Genomic DNA, 16,084 nt, shown 5'->3' on the forward strand with positions numbered 1-16,084 from the left:
CCAATAGAAGTCTCTTAAAAAGACAATTTTCAAGGAAAACATTAATTCCATTGGATTTTCTCCAACAGAAGTACGATAACCCCAGTCAGAATATCGATTACACTGTATTTACTCCAATGAAAATGTAGATTCCGCGCCATTACCGCACCTTTGATATCCATACTTTTCCCCATCTAAAAAACAAACAAAAAACCTCTCCCCAGATCAGCTCCATAGGCTGCGTCTAGAAAAAGGTTCTTCCTCTCGCTTCAGTAAACATATTTAATTCACGACATCAGATACAGTACCAGGTGGAGGTTCATATCCTTCCATTCTACGGAAAACGATGCCTCTGTTCTCCATCAAATGGCTTACTTTCTCATGATCCTTTGGGTACCCGCGATGGAAAACGATCTCCATCACACCGCTGTTGGCCAGCATATTCGCACACGTCCAGCAAGGCTGATCTGTCACATAGACAGTCGATCCTTCGCGATCTTCCCGATCCGTGAACAGCAACAGATTTTGCTCAGCATGAATCGTACGAATACATCGCTGTTTACGAATAACTTCTTCCGTATCGTCCACAACTTTCAGCTCAATTTCTTCTACAAGCATGCAGCCTGCTTCTGTACAATCTGGAACACCCATCGGAGCGCCATTGTAAGCAGTTCCAAGCAGCTTCTTACCCTGCACCAACACTGCCCCCACATGCCGACGGTTACATCTTGATCTCGTTGAGGCCATGTAAGCAATATCGAGGAAATAAGTATCCCAATCTTTACGGTTGCTCATAACGGATTGCAATTCCTCCTTCCGAAGATCCTTGTATGTTCTTGGATCCCTTTTTTCATTTCTAGTATTCTCTCATATTTCCTAGCAAAATAAAAGAAAGGAAAGAATATTAAGAAGTTACATAAAGAAATACCATTAACTTCTCAAGCATTTTCTCTCCGATGCCCTTCACCTCCATCAGCTCTTCAATCTGGCTAAATCGTCCCTTTTTCAACCGATAGTCCAGTATGGCCTTTGCTTTGCTCTCTCCAATACCCGGTAATTCAACTAATTGCTTGAGCGTAGCTGTGTTTAGATCCAATTGATCGGTAGACCGTGCTGATGGCAAGCTAGCTTCTGGTTCTTCATTAGATACAACAGTAGGCGTAGGTATTGCTGTAAGTGCAGGTATTGTCGTATTTGGTTCAGTGTCACTCGTTGTTTTCGATTCTGTGTCTCTCGTTTCCTTCGGTTTTGTATCTTTCGTTCCCTTCGATTCTGTATCTACTTTTGCTTTCGGTTCTGTGCCTATGTTTGATTTCAAATCTGTTTTTCTTACAACCTCTGCTTCAGCTACCGGCTCATCTCCAGTATGAGAAATCATAGCCTGCATCTGAGAGTTCAAAGGCATAAAATCTGTTTGTATCATAGATCTGCCTCCACGAATGAATGGCCAAACGACAAAAGCAAATAAACAGATCGCTGCCATCATGAGCAGTATCCTTCCTCTTTTGGAACCAAAAAAATCCACGAATTCCCTCCTAAGAGTTTTGCTTTAGCAAAACTGACATCGTAAGCATAATCATTAGAATTTTGCTTTAGCAAACTTGCAACTTAAGTCTTTCCAAACATAATTGCTGACATATGAACATATACATGAAAAAGCATCTGAATGGCATTTATAACTGACCCCGTTCAATAAACTATGAAAGAAAGTGACTGATTTTTCGGGAGGGATTACTGGATGAAAGCAGGATTCATCGGTACTGGGAGTATGGGAAGTATTCTGATTGAAGCGTTCATTCATTCTGGAGCTTTCAATCCGGAGCAAATTATTGCGGGAAATCGAACAATTCATAAAGTTGAGCTTCTAGCGGAGACATATCCTGGACTTCATGTTGCCGGGTCGAATAGAGAAGTCGTACTGGGGAGCGATCTCATCTTTCTATGTGTGAAGCCGTCTGAATTTAAGAAGGTTATTGATGAAATCAAAGAGGACGTGCTTCCCTCTCAACTCATCGTATCCATTACAAGCCCTGTCCTGCTCAAACATTTGGAAGGTCTTCTGCCGGCGAAAATCAGTAAAATTATCCCGAGTATCACGAACTACGTGCTAAGCGGTGCTACACTATGTATTCATGGGAATCGAATGCAGCCTGAGGACAAAGAATGGCTAGAGAACCTATTTGCGCATATTTCCTCACCTATTCGTGTATCCGAAAATTATACGCGGATCTCTTCTGACATATCCAGCTGCGGTCCCGCTTTTTTAGCCAAATTCCTGCAATCTTTTATTGATGCAGCCGTTGAGGCAACTGGTATTTCTATTGAGGAAGCTACCTTACTTGCCAGTGAAATGACGCTAGGCACTGGAAAACTGCTTACAACCGGAGGATTCAACCCTGCTACCCTACAAAAACGCGTATCTGTTCCCGGCGGAATTACAGCGGAAGGATTACGTATTTTGGACGATGAGCTTGCGGGGATATTCTCACGAGTCATTAGTGCTACACATGCCAAATATGAAGAAGACATTGAGAAGGCTGAGCTGCTGTTTACTTAGAATCAGTAGCCTTCCCAAATTGCCCACTTTGTATTGTTATCCTACGACAATATTTACTAATTTGCCTTTTACAACAATCAATTTGCGAACGGCCTTTCCGGCGGTCGCTTCTTTGACTTTATCGAGGTCAAATGCGATTTTCTCCATCGCTGCTTCATCTGTATCCTTGGAAATCAGAACACGATCAACAATTTTACCATTGACCTGTACAACAATCTCAATTTCATTGTCGACTGTCCACACTTCATCATAGGTTGGCCACGGCTGATACGTAATTGATTCTGTGCCTCCGAGCTTCTCCCAAAGTTCTTCGGCCAAATGCGGCGCAATTGGAGATAACATCTGAACGAAATTTTTCATCGCTTCAAGCGGTAAACGCTCTGTTTTATAGGCTTCGTTAACGAAAATCATCATTTGACTGATCGCTGTATTAAACCTAAGGGCTTCGAAATCCTCGGTTATTTTTTTTATCGTCCGGTGCCAAGTACGTTTGAATGAATCACTGCCTAATGTTTCGTCGGCGCTGATTTTGGCGTTTATCTGACCATTCTCGTCAACAAACAGTCTCCACACACGATTCAAGTAACGATAGATGCCATCCACGCCTGTTGTATTCCATGGTTTTGTAGCTTCAAGTGGTCCCATAAACATTTCGTAAATACGTAGTGTGTCGGCCCCTTGATCGCTGACGATATCATCCGGATTTACAACGTTACCACGAGACTTACTCATTTTCTCCATGTTCTCACCAAGAATCATCCCTTGGTTTACAAGCTTATGGAAAGGCTCCTTGGTATGAACAAAACCAAGATCATAAAGCACCTTATGCCAGAAACGCGCATACAGCAAGTGGAGAACAGCATGTTCCGCTCCGCCGATGTAAAGATCTACAGGCAGCCATTGCTGCTGAAGCTCATGCGAACAAAACTCTTTATCATTACGCGGATCGATAAAACGTAAGTAGTACCAGCAGCTGCCGGCCCATTGCGGCATGGTATTCGTTTCACGGCGAGCTTTCATGCCGGTTTCCGGATCAATTGTGTTTACCCATTCGGATACGTTCGCAAGCGGTGATTCTCCTGTACCTGAAGGTTTAATTTCATCGACTTGCGGAAGTAAGAGTGGCAGTTGATCCACGGGAACAGGCTTCATCGTGCCATCTTCAAGATGAAGAATTGGAATCGGCTCTCCCCAATATCTTTGACGGCTGAAGAGCCAATCTCTCAAACGGTAGGTTACTTTGCCGCGGCCTTTGCTGTTTTGCTCCAGCCACGCGATCATATGGCTGATCCCTTGTTCGATATTCATGCCATTAATCGGACCGGAATTGACAATCGCCCCGTCACCAGTGTAAGCTTCCTTCTCAACATCTCCACCTTGCACGACTTCGACAATCGGCAAATCAAACTGTTTTGCAAACTCCCAGTCACGTTGATCGTGTCCTGGAACAGCCATGATTGCTCCCGTTCCGTAACCGCCAAGCACGTAGTCAGCAATCCAAATCGGCACTTTCACGTCATTAACCGGATTGACAGCATAGGCCCCTGTGAAAACACCTGTCTTGTCTTTTGCCAGATCCGTACGCTCGAGATCGCTTTTGCGGGAAGCCTTTTCTTGATACTCCTTAATGGCAGCAGCTTGATCTCCCGTAGTAATTTGCGCAACAAGCTCATGCTCAGGTGCCAGAACGCAGTACGTGGCGCCAAACAATGTATCTGGACGTGTAGTGAAAACCGTCAAACTCTTCTCATCGTATCCGTCAATCGCAAATTGGACTTCTGCGCCTGTTGATTTACCAATCCAGTTGCGCTGCATATCTTTAATGCTTTCGGACCAATCCAGCTCCTCAAGATCTTCAAGCAGACGTTCAGCGTACTCGGTAATTTTCAGTATCCATTGACGCATCGGCTTACGAATAACGGGATGGTTACCGCGCTCGCTCAGACCGTCAATTACTTCTTCATTAGCAAGAACAGTTCCCAGCGCTGGACACCAGTTTACAGGCACTTCATCCACATAAGCGAGTCCTTTATTGTACAACTGGATGAAGATCCATTGTGTCCATTTGTAATACTCAGGATCTGTCGTACTGATTTCACGATCCCAATCGTACGAGAAGCCTAGTGATTTAATTTGACGACGGAATGTATCAATGTTCTTCTTGGTGAATTCTCGCGGATCATTTCCCGTATCCAGTGCGTACTGTTCAGCAGGAAGTCCGAAAGCGTCCCATCCCATTGGATGAAGTACGTTAAAGCCTCTCATCCGTTTGAACCGTGAAACGATATCAGTTGCTGTGTAGCCTTCCGGATGTCCTACATGCAGACCAGCTCCAGATGGGTAAGGGAACATATCCAGCGCATAAAACTTCGGCTTATCCGAATTCTCAAGCACCTTAAACGTTTTCTTCGCATCCCAGTAAGCTTGCCATTTCGGCTCAATTGCTTGTGGATTATAGCCTTGCTGCTCTTTTGTTTCTTTGGTTTCTTTCGTTTCCTGTGTCATGTGTAAAATCCTCCCTGTGTACAGCCATCTTCTTCATGATTCAAAGCGCTGCAAGCGCCAAAAAACCCCTCATCGCTAGCGGATATCGCTAGGGACGAGAGGTTAGATTCCCGTGGTACCACCCTAGTTAACACAGACATTCTTTGCCTGTGTTCACTCTGCCCCTTAACGCGGGTGAGACGATCCGGCTAGCACCATATATAGGGACCTTTGAGTGTAGCTCAAAGTCTCTCCGCTTTGGGATCTTTGAACGTAGTTCAAAGTCTCTCCGCTGTAGGGATCTTTGAGCATACTCAAAGTCTCTCCGCTTTAAATGGTGATTCACCTTCTAGCTCCAAGGCGAGTTCACAAGACTGACATCTACCGGCTTCCACCCTACATCCGGCTCTCTGAAAGATGCTGTACAAGTTACTAATCCTCTTCTAAGCTCTAATCATCTAATTAGCTTTGATTATATGTAAAATAATGCCGCACTGTCAAGCCGCAATGAACCTCATTGTGTTATTTCTTAGCAATAAAGAAAGCTCTCTCTGTCATAGAGGTAGGCTGCTCCCAAGTGAAGTCAGCAGCCATATGCACCTCAGTGAAACCGACTGCAAGCAGCATTTCCTTAAGCCATTGTAAAGAATAAGCCCTTTGTAGATGAGTTTCATCGATGCGTCGGAAAGTATCCTTTCCGCTATCTTTGACAAATATGGTCAACTCGTGCTCAATTTGTACTCTTTCATCATCTAACTCGCTTGTCCAAATGTAGGCAACATCGTCTTCATTCAGGAAAAAGGGCTGAGAATCTGCATAAGCGAATAACTGCTCAGGAGTATGTACATCGAAAAGGAAAAGCCCCCCAGGCTTGAGCCCCTTAAAGGTTTGACGGAAAGCATCAATGATATCTTCTTCCTCTAACAAATAGTTGAGACTATCACAGATGGAAAGCGCAACATCCACTTGTTCACCGAGGTCCCATTCACGCAGATCCTGTTGTACCCAATGAATGGTGCCGCCGCGCAATTGACTTTTGTGCTCTCCCGTTTTTTGCTCAGCGACTGCCAGCATGTCTTCTGATAAATCAATACCCGTCAGCTGGTACCCCTCCAAGGCAAGAGGAATCGTCAAATTCCCAGTACCACAGCCCAGATCAACAATCGTAGATGGTTTCATACCAAATCGTTCGAAGCTTTCTTTCACGAAACGAAGCCAATCTTCATATGGCATGCTATTCATCAAGCGATCATAGGTGTACGCGAATTTTTCGTAACTCATGTTAACCTTGCGTCTCCTCTTGCTTCAGATAGGTCCAATCATCTTCCTGATAAATGAGCCCGTCCTTCATTAGCTTGCCTAATGCGCGTTTGAAAGCTGCTTTACTTAGGCCAAACCGATCCTTGATGACATCTGCCTGCGTTTTATCCGAAAATGGCATCGCATTCCCTGGTCGTTCTTGGAGGACACTCAAAATGGTCTCTGCATCTTCATCGCGCCCTTTTTCCTTCGGAAGCCGCATCGACAGATTGACCCGACCATCCTCTTCACGTACGAATGCGACACGCACTTCAACCATCTCACCTACACGAAGCAAGCGTGTCCGTTCCGGAGCAGCTATAAGTCCAATAACACCATAACCAAGGACTCCGGCTTCGCAAATGACGAAGGTGCCAATTTGCAAAGGTCTGTACACACGTGCTTTGACCCACTGATTACTCCAACTCGAGGGTGCACGAACGCAAAGAGGAGCCAGGTCCTCTTCCAGAGCCAGCTTAGCGATCAAACGTCCTTGCCGATCGTGAGCTAATGTGGCAAATACCTTATCTCCTACTTGTGGACGCAGCTCCTCAAGCTCTGGCACATGTCTGTAGGGAAGCAACAGGTTGCGGCCCAGTCCCATTTCCAGAAAATATCCAAATCTAGGATGAATATCTACAACTTCCAGAAGTCCTACTTCGCCCATGAGAAGAAGAGGACGCTTCATCGTAGCCATCAATCGATCCTGTGTATCGTGGAACATGAAGGCTTCAACATGCTCTCCGGGTTGTATCTTACCTACGATTTCTGCATAAGGCAGAAGAACATCCTGCTGGCCGTCAGTAAGGAAATAACCGTTAGGAGGAACCTCCCTCGCTACCTCTAGGGTAACAAGGGATCCTGCTTCCATTCTCATACGCGCTCCACAACTTTGGCATCGGACCAAAGTCTCTCGATATTATAATATTCACGATCATCGCGGTGGAAGACATGAAGAACAACATCCCCTAGATCAAGCAAAACCCATCTTGCTGTATCAATACCCTCGTAGCCTCTGATATTAACGCCGTACTCATGCGCTTTCTTTCTAGCTTCGCCGGCAATTGCTTGCACTTGTGTTTCTGAATTCCCGTGACAAATAACGAAATAGTCGGCGATTAGGGATACGCCTTTCAAGTTCAGGGTTACAACATCTGCCGCTTTTTTATCTTCAGCAGCCTCAACGACAAAAGCCAAGACTTCTTCTGGGTTTTTACTCATTCAATCATCCTCCAAGGTTTATGTGTTTATTTGTGTAATCAAATCGTTCCGAGTCAAAATCGTAAGCGGATAAATCCGTTTACCTTTGGCAATTAAAAAGCTAATCGTAGAATCAAAACCGGCGACCAGCGCCTTCTCTAGGCTTTGCCCAGCGATTTCGCGAATGATATCTACACCTGGAAAATCACGTCCGGGCTCCATATAATCCGCTAAGCATACGATTTTGTCCATTAATGTCATCTGAACACGACCGGAGGTGTGATACCGAATTGCATCTAGTATCTCCTCATCATGGATGTCAAATTGCTCCTTAGCGATATAAGCTCCAGCGTGGGAGTGCCAAAGCTCCTTATCATAGTCCAGCAAGTCTTGGGGCAATCCGTTCTCGCGGATAATCTTAGCTTGCTCCTGAACGGGCCAATACTTGCAATAATCGTGTAAAATGGCCGCCAGATCGGCTTTGACGGGGTCTCCGCCAAAGCGTTTTGCTAAGATAACGCTAGTTTCCATGACACCGAGTGTATGCAGCCAGCGTCGCTCAGGCATTTGTTCCTTAACCGCCGCTATCAGTTCCTCACGATTCATACAAACGGTTCACCTCCATATAACCATTCACCGCATCTGGGACAAGGTAACGGACTGAACCGTTCCTTTGCCTTTCATTACGAATAGCTGTTGACGAAATTTCAACAAGCGGCATGGGTACAATCGTGACTCGATTACGAATGTTAATAGGCATATGCGATAAGTCAAGTTCATAACCAGGTCTAGCTAATCCAATAAAGCGAATATGCCGCACGATGTCATCAATGCGATGCCACTGCGGCAAATATTGAACCATATCGGCACCTATAATATAAGCAAATTCCGTACCTGGATATTCCTTGCTTAGCAGCTCAATCGTATCGATACTATAAGATACGCCGCCTTTGTTGATTTCGATATCAACTGGACGAAAAAAAGGATTGCCTTCCGCTGCAAGGCAAACCATCTCCCAGCGCTGCTTCGTCGTCGCTTTCGGCGCATTTGGCTTATGCGGCGGCACATTTGCCGGCATCAACCACACCTCGGCGAGATCTGCTTCGACCCTCGCTCTCTCCGCCGCGATCAGATGACCGGTGTGGATAGGATCGAAGGTGCCACCCATTATTCCGACAAGCATACTTCCACCTCTTTAGCGCGGCAGTTCAATCTTCTTCTTGTCACGCGATTCTTTGTAAAGCACGACGATTTTACCGATAACCTGAACGAGCTCTGCGCCAGATTTTTCGGATAATTCAGTGCCGACCTCGTCGCGGTCTTCTCCACTGTTGTTGAGTACAGTAATTTTAATCAATTCACGAACTTCCAATGCTTCTTGAATGTGACGGATTAAATGATCGTTCACGCCGCCTTTACCTACTTGAAAAATTGGATCTAAATGGTGCGCCATTGAGCGCAAATAACGTTTCTGTTTGCCTGTTAACATTGATGTCCCTCTATTCATTCTTATTCAGCTAACGACTGTTCTACCACCTGTCTCATCGCCGCAACGGGCGCAGGGGTGCCAGTCCAATATTCAAAGGCAAAAGCACCTTGATAAATAAACATACCGAGTCCGCCATGTATGCGGGCTCCTCTTGCTTCCGCTTCACGAAGGAATCTTGTAATTCGCGGATTATAAATGAGATCGCTGACCAGATGATGCGAACGCAGGAGTTCAAGCGGCAACGGAACTTCCTCGACATGAGGATGCATACCGGCCGAAGTTGTATTCAGAACGAATTGGACCTCATCTACAACAGGTCCTAGCTCGTCCATGCCAAGTCCAATCGCTTCGGTGTACGTACTGATCGTGTCTGCAAGCTCCAAGGCGCGTTCTTTGGTACGATTCGCGATGTAGATACGGCGAATCCCTTCTTTTGCAAGGGCATAAGCAACGCCTCTGGCCGCTCCACCAGCCCCAAGGAGAAGAACACTTTTCTTTTTCAGATCAATACCCGTCTCTTCCTTGAGCGATCGCACATAGCCAATACCGTCCGTATTGTAACCGATGAGCTTGCCTGATTCATTAACGATGGTATTCACCGCCCCAACGATCCTAGCCCCTTCATCGATTTCATCCAAGTACTGCATAACTTCCACTTTATGCGGAATCGTTACGTTGACACCTCGATATCCTAATGCCCGTATCCCGCGAACAGCATCCCCAAGTTCTTCTGGACGAACGTGGAAAGCAGCGTAAACTGCGTTAATACCTGCTTCCTCAAAAGCCCGATTCAACATAATCGGGGAACGGGAATGCCGTATCGGATCTCCGAAAACCCCATATAGAATGGTATGACTGTCAATCGGCGTCACCAGTTTCTCCATGTTCTCCTCTTGTCCCCCTAAATCAACGACTCACGTGTGATAACCTTAATCCCCTTCGGCGCATGAACGGCAAGCTGAGCTCCAGCTAAGCTATTCACTTTAATCCAGCCTAAACCAGAGATCAGCACATCCATCTGTTTCCCCTTCGGAATGTGCAGCGGATGCTTCACAAGCTTAGGCAGCTCGTCCAAGTCCGCTAGGTTAGGAGGCGCAAGCATGACACCTTTATGTTCTTCATACAAATCATCAGCCTTTTCCAGCTTTGTACGATGAATTTGAATGGCATTAGACGTGTAGCAAGTAAATGATTGATGTTCACCGCTAATAAAATCAAATCGAGCTAAGGCGCCAAAAAATAACGTTTGCGCTTCATTTAACTGAAACACCATCGGCTTAAGCGGTTTGTCTGGCATGATTCTAGCTAAATCACGCTTTTTCACGACTTCGGTTAAACGATGAGTATGCACAATACCAGGTGTATCAACAATAAACCGACCATCATCCAGTGGGATTTTAACCAGATCCAGCGTTGTTCCAGGATATTGTGACGTTGTAAGCTCTGACTCCAGATCACTATAATCACTGATTAAGCGGTTAATGAGCGTCGATTTACCGACATTCGTTGCACCGACCACATAGACATCCATGTTGCCGCGATATTCCTGCACAGCTGTAATAACACGATCGAAACCAATGTTTTTCTTTGCACTGCAAAGGATGATATCAACAACCTTGAGGTTCTCCTCTTTGGCTCTGCGCTGTACCCAATTAATGATCTTGTTTGCGTTCGTCACTTTTGGCAGCAAATCGATCTTGTTTACGACTAACAGAACAGGATTCGTACCCACAAAGCGTGCAAGACCGCTAATCATACTGCCTTCAAAGTCAAAAATATCTACGATTTTCACAACCAGAGCTTTCGTTTGGCCGACATGTCCTAATAATTTAAGGAAGTCGTCCTGCTGCAATGTGATACTCGAAGATTCATTATAATGCTTGATGCGATAGCAGCGTTGACAAATAACTGGTTCCTTCTGCATCGCTTCAGCCGGGATAAAGCCCAGCTTCCCCTTTTCTTCCGTTTGCAGCAATACGCCGCACCCCGCACAATGATTAATCGTTTCTGTACTCATGAATCCTCCTATTTCTTCATCCTAGCTAAAGCCCATTTCTCAATACGGCGATTGATTTTCGTGAAAAACCCCTCATCCTTAATAGAAATGGGTTGAACTAGGATCGTGTATAGCCCCATTCGATTGCCTCCAAGAACGTCAGTTAACATTTGATCACCAATGACAGCTGTTTGTCTGGCATTCGTACCAAGCAGCTTCATAGCTCTGTGGAATGAAACGTTCGTTGGTTTCTTAGCTCGATGAATGAACGGAATGCCAAGCGGCTCCGCAAAGGCTGAAACCCGTCCATGATTGTTATTGGACACGATGACGACCTTGAAGCCCATTTTTTGCAAACGGTTCAACCACTCTATTAACTCCGGAGTCGCATGCGGATCTCGTGCGCCTACGAGTGTATTATCGAGATCTGTTATAATACCACGGACACCAAATCCCCATAGGTGATTGGCATCAATATCATAGATCGTATGTACAGACTGTCTGGGCACTAGCTTATTCAGCAAACAAATTACCTCCAACTGCTTCCTCGTAAATCAGAGAGACTTTGAACTACATTCAAACATCCCTAAGCGGAGAGACTTTGAACTACGTTCAAACATCCCTAAGCGGAGAGACTTTGAACTACGTTCAAAGATCCCTATATTATATACGTGAAACTATACCATAGTGATCCACTCGTTGCAAAAAGAAAAGAACATATTTTCCCGCTAGGAACGGGCCGGAAGCGGTAACCAGTTCAGTACGTTTTGAATTTTACGGTCCCAATAGCCCCACTCATGTTGGCCTGGCTCCTCCTCATAGGTCAGATCCATACCTAATTCGCGGCAATAATCTCGGAATCGAATATTATCATCATAAAGGAAGTCTTCCGTACCGCAGCATTGATAGAGCTTAGGGGATTGTCTAGTCGCGTCAGACAGCTGTTCAGCCAAATAAAACAAATCATTCTCGCTGCCTTTAATCTTGGACACATCTCCATAAATCAGTTTGAAATCGTCAGGAAAATTCAATGCTCTGTCTGATATATCTAATGCCCCCGATAAGCTTGCCGCTGCGGCAAACCTTTCCGGATGTGAAAGTGCCAGTTTCATCGCGCCATAGCCACCCATGGACAACCCAGCCACATAATTCAATTCTCTTTCCTCAGCTAAGGGGAAAAATGATCGCGCTAATGCTGGCAATTCTTCACTAATAAAGGTCCAGTATTTCGGCCCCAAAGCCATATCGGTGTAAAAGCTGCGGTTGACGGCTGGCATGACTACCGCTATCCCCAATTGCGAAGCATACCGTTCAATCGAGGTTCTCCGCATCCAGATCGTATGATCATCAGATAAGCCGTGCAGCAAATATAGCGTAGGATGCTTTACCCCATAAACTGCAGAAGCCAATCCGATTTGATTTTGAGCGGCTTGCGGCAAAATGACGTACATGGATGCTGAAACCCCAAGGGAATCTGAATAAAAATGACAGTCGATAAAAGCCATAAATAATAATCTCCTCTCATAGGAAAACCACCACCTCGAAAGGTGAGTGGCTTCTTTGTTCTATTTCATTTGTTCTTTTAAACGAATAATAGATTGACTAACGGTCTGGTAGTCGACTTCAGTGGAATTCTCCTGACTGTACTTCGCGCGCTCAAACAGTTCGAGTACCGTTTCCAGCTCTTTTTTCATCCACTTACTTTGGTTAGACCACCTTGTCGTCGCTTCTCGCATGGTTTCGTACTCATGTCTCGTGTAGCCCTTGCGACGGCTTAGCCGCAGCAGTTTTTCGAATTCAACAATAATTTTCTGATTGAAATTAACGACTTGCCTTTTCTTCCTGCGGGTTCGCCATGCTTTCCGATTGTCGCTTTTCAAGACAAAGAATAAAACAGCTGCAACAACTACGGCAGCTCCTAAACCACTTAATGTCAACCACAACCATGTAAGGCTTGGAGCCTCTTTTGTTGCGTCAGGCAAAGTAACTGGGTCACTTTCCGTTGATAGGTCAACGGGTGGCGGGGTTTGCTCTGGAAATACATTCGGCAGTTTGAAGCCTGAGGTCGGTTCAAAAGGTATCCAGCCAAAGCCTTCAAAATACACTTCAACCCACGAGTGAGCGTCTGAATTTCTAACGGTATAGGTACCTGCTCCATCCGCATCGATTTCAGAACCCAGTTGACTCAAAATACCTAAATCCCTAATTTCCGCGGGAATCGGTGAAGTGCCCGATGAATAACCTTTCACCCAGCGAGTTGGAAGCCCAATAGAACGAGCGAGTACAGCCATAGCTGATGAGTAATAATCACAATACCCTTGCTTCACTTCAAATAAAAAGCGGTCTACGAAATCCTTGCTCTTGCCCTTACTTTCATCTGGCGTATTCGTATACGGATAATGATCTGATAAATACTTCTCAATTGACTTCGCTTTGTCATAAGGATTCGTCGCTGCCTTGGTAATCTCAACAGCCAGCTGCTTCACTCGTTCAGGAAGGTCGGCAGGCACTTGTAGATACTCCGCCCATTCTAGTTGATTGGCATAGTCAGATTTGACTTCTCGCAATAACGCTTCTTCCAGTATAGGCTCCTGGGTAACAATTGTATAATCTTTAGGATAATTATTTCTTCCTATATAGCGAAGCTCGGACTGACGAGGAGACCATATTAGACGTTGAAACGGGTTCTCACCTTTATTCACTTCCACAATTTTCTGGATGGCGAATCCCCCGAATAAAACAGGAAATACTTCCTCTCTATCCATGACAACCGTTTGAGTCACTTCTTTGGTTTTCAAAAGTGACAGATCAAATCGCGGATCAAGCGGCAGCGGATTACCATTCACACGATTGACTGGCAATTTACGCTCCACGGGGCTAAGCTCCCAGCCTTTTCCGTTATATAACGATCTCGTTTCGCCTCGAAAATAGGTTCTCTTACTCGTTTCAACAGTCATAACCAGCGTGTAATCATAACGAAAACCGCCGCCAAGCCGACTGTCATCTCGACTATAACCGGAAGAAGCATCGGCACTCGTAGATGATGTGATGCTGACACCTTTTCCAAGTAAAGGAACAGCTTCGCCACGGCTTACTTTCCAAGCTGTATAAGGATCCGTTAATATCGGATTCACAGTTGGCGCTAGCAGGCCAACTAGAAAAGTGACACCGACTATCAATAGAACGGGAACAATGAGCGTTGACGGGTAATCCGTAATCGTTTCCCAAATGACCGGGGCCCGTCTCTTCAGTTGACTAAAATGCTGCACCATCAACAGTGAGAATCCGCAAAATATGACCATAGCTACTTGCGGCCACAAAAAGATCATACTGAAGGAATCGCGAATAGCAAAAAATAAAATACTGACAAAAATAAGGACAAACACACGCATTCTCGATTGGACAGACCACATGGCAAACAAATAAGTAATCCATGCAATTAAACTAAACCAAATGTATGGTTCCAGCTGCCCTGCATTCAGAGCAATCCATTTCACCGCATCATTCCATGTTGCCAAATTAACCGCCACAAAATGATAGCCCATACCAATTCCGTGCAGCCAAATAATCAAACCGAATTGAATCAAGGATCGCCAGCCGCGATGTAAATGCGGTATAAGGTAAGTAGCCGCTACAATGGAGAGAGTTCCCGTCACAAAGGCGACCGTTTCAGGCAGCCACAGTCCATCTTCTTTCATGATCCAGATAACAAATTGATAAAGGAAAATACCAGTAAGAATTGCTGTTACTCGCTGTGACCAATCTGTCAGTAAAATCCTTTTCCATAATGTGTTAGGCATAACGTTTCGCCCCTCCCAACAGGTTAGGCAAGTCCGTCAACTGACTAACCTCATAACCCATATAACCTTGTGAGCGAATCGCCTTGATCCAATCCTCTTGATTGCCTTCCTTGTCCAACCCTTGCGGTTTGAATGCATGGTTGGATTTAGCATGAACCCAAATATGGCATGGATTCATCTGGAGATGTTCCAGGTGATGAATCACCTGAATCATCGCTGAGCCCTTTTGCGGTGAAATGAGTACAAAGAAGCAGCCTGCTGGCCATTCCCGTGAACGTTCCTTGATAATTTGGTGAAGTGAGTGATAACCATCAGCCTCTACACCAACCAAATGCTGTATGATTTGTTTGTGATGATTCTGACTTTGCTTCGGTTCAAAATAAGAGGATTCCTTCCCGATCGAGAGTAATCCTAGTGCTAAGTCACGACTCGCTCCATAACGAAATAAAGAAGCTGCAACAGATACCGCCAGTTCAAATTCGGCAGAATCCCGATAGGCACGGGCATTCCGATCCAATAGAATAATCGTCTTAGGAAGGGATTCTCGCTCGAATTCTTTGGATTTCCATGTCCCTGTCTTCGCAGTGGCATTCCAATGTATACGTGATAATCGGTCTCCATAAATATATTCACGGACACCATTAATTTGCGTCGTTTCACGATGTGCTCGCGTCGTAGTGGAGTGATGCTGCATGCCTTTAAGCATTTGGTGAAATTGCGCCCATTCCCGAATAGCAACCGTTTGTGGATACACCGTGATCGGCTGCTGAAGCTCTAAACGGCCCTTATGCTGAAAAAAGCCAAAAATATCCTCGGTTAAGCACTCCGTTTCACCAAACCGATAATACCCTCTTCTTAATGGCGGAGTACTGTAAAGTAATTCACCTCTACGTTTCCAATCTGGAACAATGGAGCCTTCGAAAATCGTCTCTTCCCCATTCTGTCGAATAAGCTGGTCTTTAATCATCATATAAGGAATAGGCCAGTACCCCGGAATCTGTACGCCAATACCAATCTGCAGCGATTGCCCAGCCTCTATTTGAGTTTCTTGCCCTATGTTCGCAATCTTGCGTGTACCTTGCGTACGTTTAATTCCACTCCAGTTGCCAGAGAGCAAATAAGCAGACAACAACGTGATAATAATAAAAAGCATGGAGGCCAGCTTCCCACCTTGAAACAACAGGAACAATAAACTAGCTGTGAAACAAGCAATAAGAAGCCATAAAGCTGCCGGAAACCGGGGAAGTTCCCCGAATCGTTTGAATACCGGTCGATTCATA

Annotated in this window: 16 protein-coding genes and 1 other annotated feature; of the genes, 1 reads left to right on the forward strand and 15 read right to left on the reverse strand. The window is 45.2% G+C overall.

Going from position 1 to position 16,084, the window contains the following annotated elements; genetic code table 11:
• Nucleotides 1-261: 261 nt before the first annotated feature.
• Nucleotides 262-774 carry a deoxycytidylate deaminase gene (locus ASD40_RS10035; RefSeq protein WP_057303150.1) on the reverse strand — a complete coding sequence of 171 codons (513 nt, stop codon included), beginning with the start codon at nucleotides 772-774 and terminating at the stop codon, nucleotides 262-264.
• 109 nt (nucleotides 775-883) lie between these two features.
• On the reverse strand, nucleotides 884-1,504 hold the full coding sequence (locus ASD40_RS36325; RefSeq protein WP_057303151.1) for a helix-hairpin-helix domain-containing protein: 621 nt from the start codon (nucleotides 1,502-1,504) through the stop codon (nucleotides 884-886).
• Nucleotides 1,505-1,717: 213 nt separating this feature from the next.
• Between ASD40_RS36325 and comER the strand changes: the two genes are divergently transcribed.
• On the forward strand, nucleotides 1,718-2,536 hold the full coding sequence (gene comER, locus ASD40_RS10045; protein ID WP_057303152.1) for a late competence protein ComER: 819 nt from the start codon (nucleotides 1,718-1,720) through the stop codon (nucleotides 2,534-2,536).
• A 36-nt stretch (nucleotides 2,537-2,572) separates the two neighbouring features.
• Here the strand turns inward: comER and leuS are convergent, their stop codons facing one another.
• The 13 genes from leuS to ASD40_RS10110 form a co-directional block, all read right to left on the reverse strand.
• A complete protein-coding gene (gene leuS / locus ASD40_RS10050; RefSeq protein WP_057303153.1) occupies nucleotides 2,573-5,041 on the reverse strand; it encodes a leucine--tRNA ligase in 2,469 nt (822 codons plus the stop codon).
• 87 nt (nucleotides 5,042-5,128) lie between these two features.
• Nucleotides 5,129-5,475, reverse strand: a binding site (T-box leader).
• 67 nt (nucleotides 5,476-5,542) lie between these two features.
• On the reverse strand, nucleotides 5,543-6,301 hold the full coding sequence (locus ASD40_RS10055; RefSeq protein WP_057303154.1) for a class I SAM-dependent DNA methyltransferase: 759 nt from the start codon (nucleotides 6,299-6,301) through the stop codon (nucleotides 5,543-5,545).
• 1 nt (nucleotide 6,302) lies between these two features.
• Nucleotides 6,303-7,196, reverse strand: a complete 894-nt coding sequence (locus ASD40_RS10060; protein WP_057303155.1) for a CvfB family protein — start codon at nucleotides 7,194-7,196, stop codon at nucleotides 6,303-6,305.
• Nucleotides 7,193-7,540: a ribosome silencing factor gene (gene rsfS / locus ASD40_RS10065; RefSeq protein ID WP_057303156.1), complete on the reverse strand. Its 348-nt coding sequence runs from the start codon at nucleotides 7,538-7,540 to the stop codon at nucleotides 7,193-7,195. Before rsfS ends, ASD40_RS10060 begins: the two co-directional genes overlap by 4 nt.
• Nucleotides 7,541-7,558: 18 nt before the next feature.
• On the reverse strand, nucleotides 7,559-8,125 hold the full coding sequence (gene yqeK, locus ASD40_RS10070) for a bis(5'-nucleosyl)-tetraphosphatase (symmetrical) YqeK (RefSeq protein WP_057303157.1): 567 nt from the start codon (nucleotides 8,123-8,125) through the stop codon (nucleotides 7,559-7,561).
• Nucleotides 8,115-8,702: a nicotinate-nucleotide adenylyltransferase gene (locus ASD40_RS10075; RefSeq protein ID WP_057303158.1), complete on the reverse strand. Its 588-nt coding sequence runs from the start codon at nucleotides 8,700-8,702 to the stop codon at nucleotides 8,115-8,117. Before ASD40_RS10075 ends, yqeK begins: the two co-directional genes overlap by 11 nt.
• 12 nt (nucleotides 8,703-8,714) lie before the next feature.
• Nucleotides 8,715-9,008 carry a ribosome assembly RNA-binding protein YhbY gene (gene yhbY / locus ASD40_RS10080; RefSeq protein ID WP_029193567.1) on the reverse strand — a complete coding sequence of 98 codons (294 nt, stop codon included), beginning with the start codon at nucleotides 9,006-9,008 and terminating at the stop codon, nucleotides 8,715-8,717.
• A 20-nt stretch (nucleotides 9,009-9,028) separates the two neighbouring features.
• Nucleotides 9,029-9,892, reverse strand: coding sequence for a shikimate dehydrogenase (gene aroE, locus ASD40_RS10085; protein WP_057303159.1), 864 nt, complete (start codon nucleotides 9,890-9,892; stop codon nucleotides 9,029-9,031).
• A 17-nt stretch (nucleotides 9,893-9,909) separates the two neighbouring features.
• Nucleotides 9,910-11,025: a ribosome biogenesis GTPase YqeH gene (gene yqeH / locus ASD40_RS10090; RefSeq protein ID WP_057303160.1), complete on the reverse strand. Its 1,116-nt coding sequence runs from the start codon at nucleotides 11,023-11,025 to the stop codon at nucleotides 9,910-9,912.
• Between the two features lie 8 nt (nucleotides 11,026-11,033).
• The gene (locus tag ASD40_RS10095) at nucleotides 11,034-11,528 is read right to left on the reverse strand and encodes a YqeG family HAD IIIA-type phosphatase (protein WP_200957390.1); all 495 of its coding nucleotides are present in this window, start codon (nucleotides 11,526-11,528) and stop codon (nucleotides 11,034-11,036) included.
• Nucleotides 11,529-11,732: 204 nt separating this feature from the next.
• Nucleotides 11,733-12,509 (reverse strand): alpha/beta hydrolase, encoded by a 777-nt coding sequence (locus ASD40_RS10100; protein WP_057303161.1) that lies wholly within the window; start codon nucleotides 12,507-12,509, stop codon nucleotides 11,733-11,735.
• 60 nt (nucleotides 12,510-12,569) lie between these two features.
• Nucleotides 12,570-14,804 carry a transglutaminase TgpA family protein gene (locus ASD40_RS10105; protein WP_057303162.1) on the reverse strand — a complete coding sequence of 745 codons (2,235 nt, stop codon included), beginning with the start codon at nucleotides 14,802-14,804 and terminating at the stop codon, nucleotides 12,570-12,572.
• Complete coding sequence (locus ASD40_RS10110; RefSeq protein ID WP_057303163.1) at nucleotides 14,797-16,083, reverse strand: DUF58 domain-containing protein; 1,287 nt, start codon at nucleotides 16,081-16,083, stop codon at nucleotides 14,797-14,799. The genes ASD40_RS10105 and ASD40_RS10110 overlap by 8 nt, the downstream gene beginning before the upstream one ends.
• Nucleotide 16,084: the final 1 nt, after the last annotated feature.

The sequence above is a fragment of the Paenibacillus sp. Root444D2 genome (genome assembly GCF_001426375.1).
Taxonomy (GTDB): domain Bacteria; phylum Bacillota; class Bacilli; order Paenibacillales; family NBRC-103111; genus Paenibacillus_E.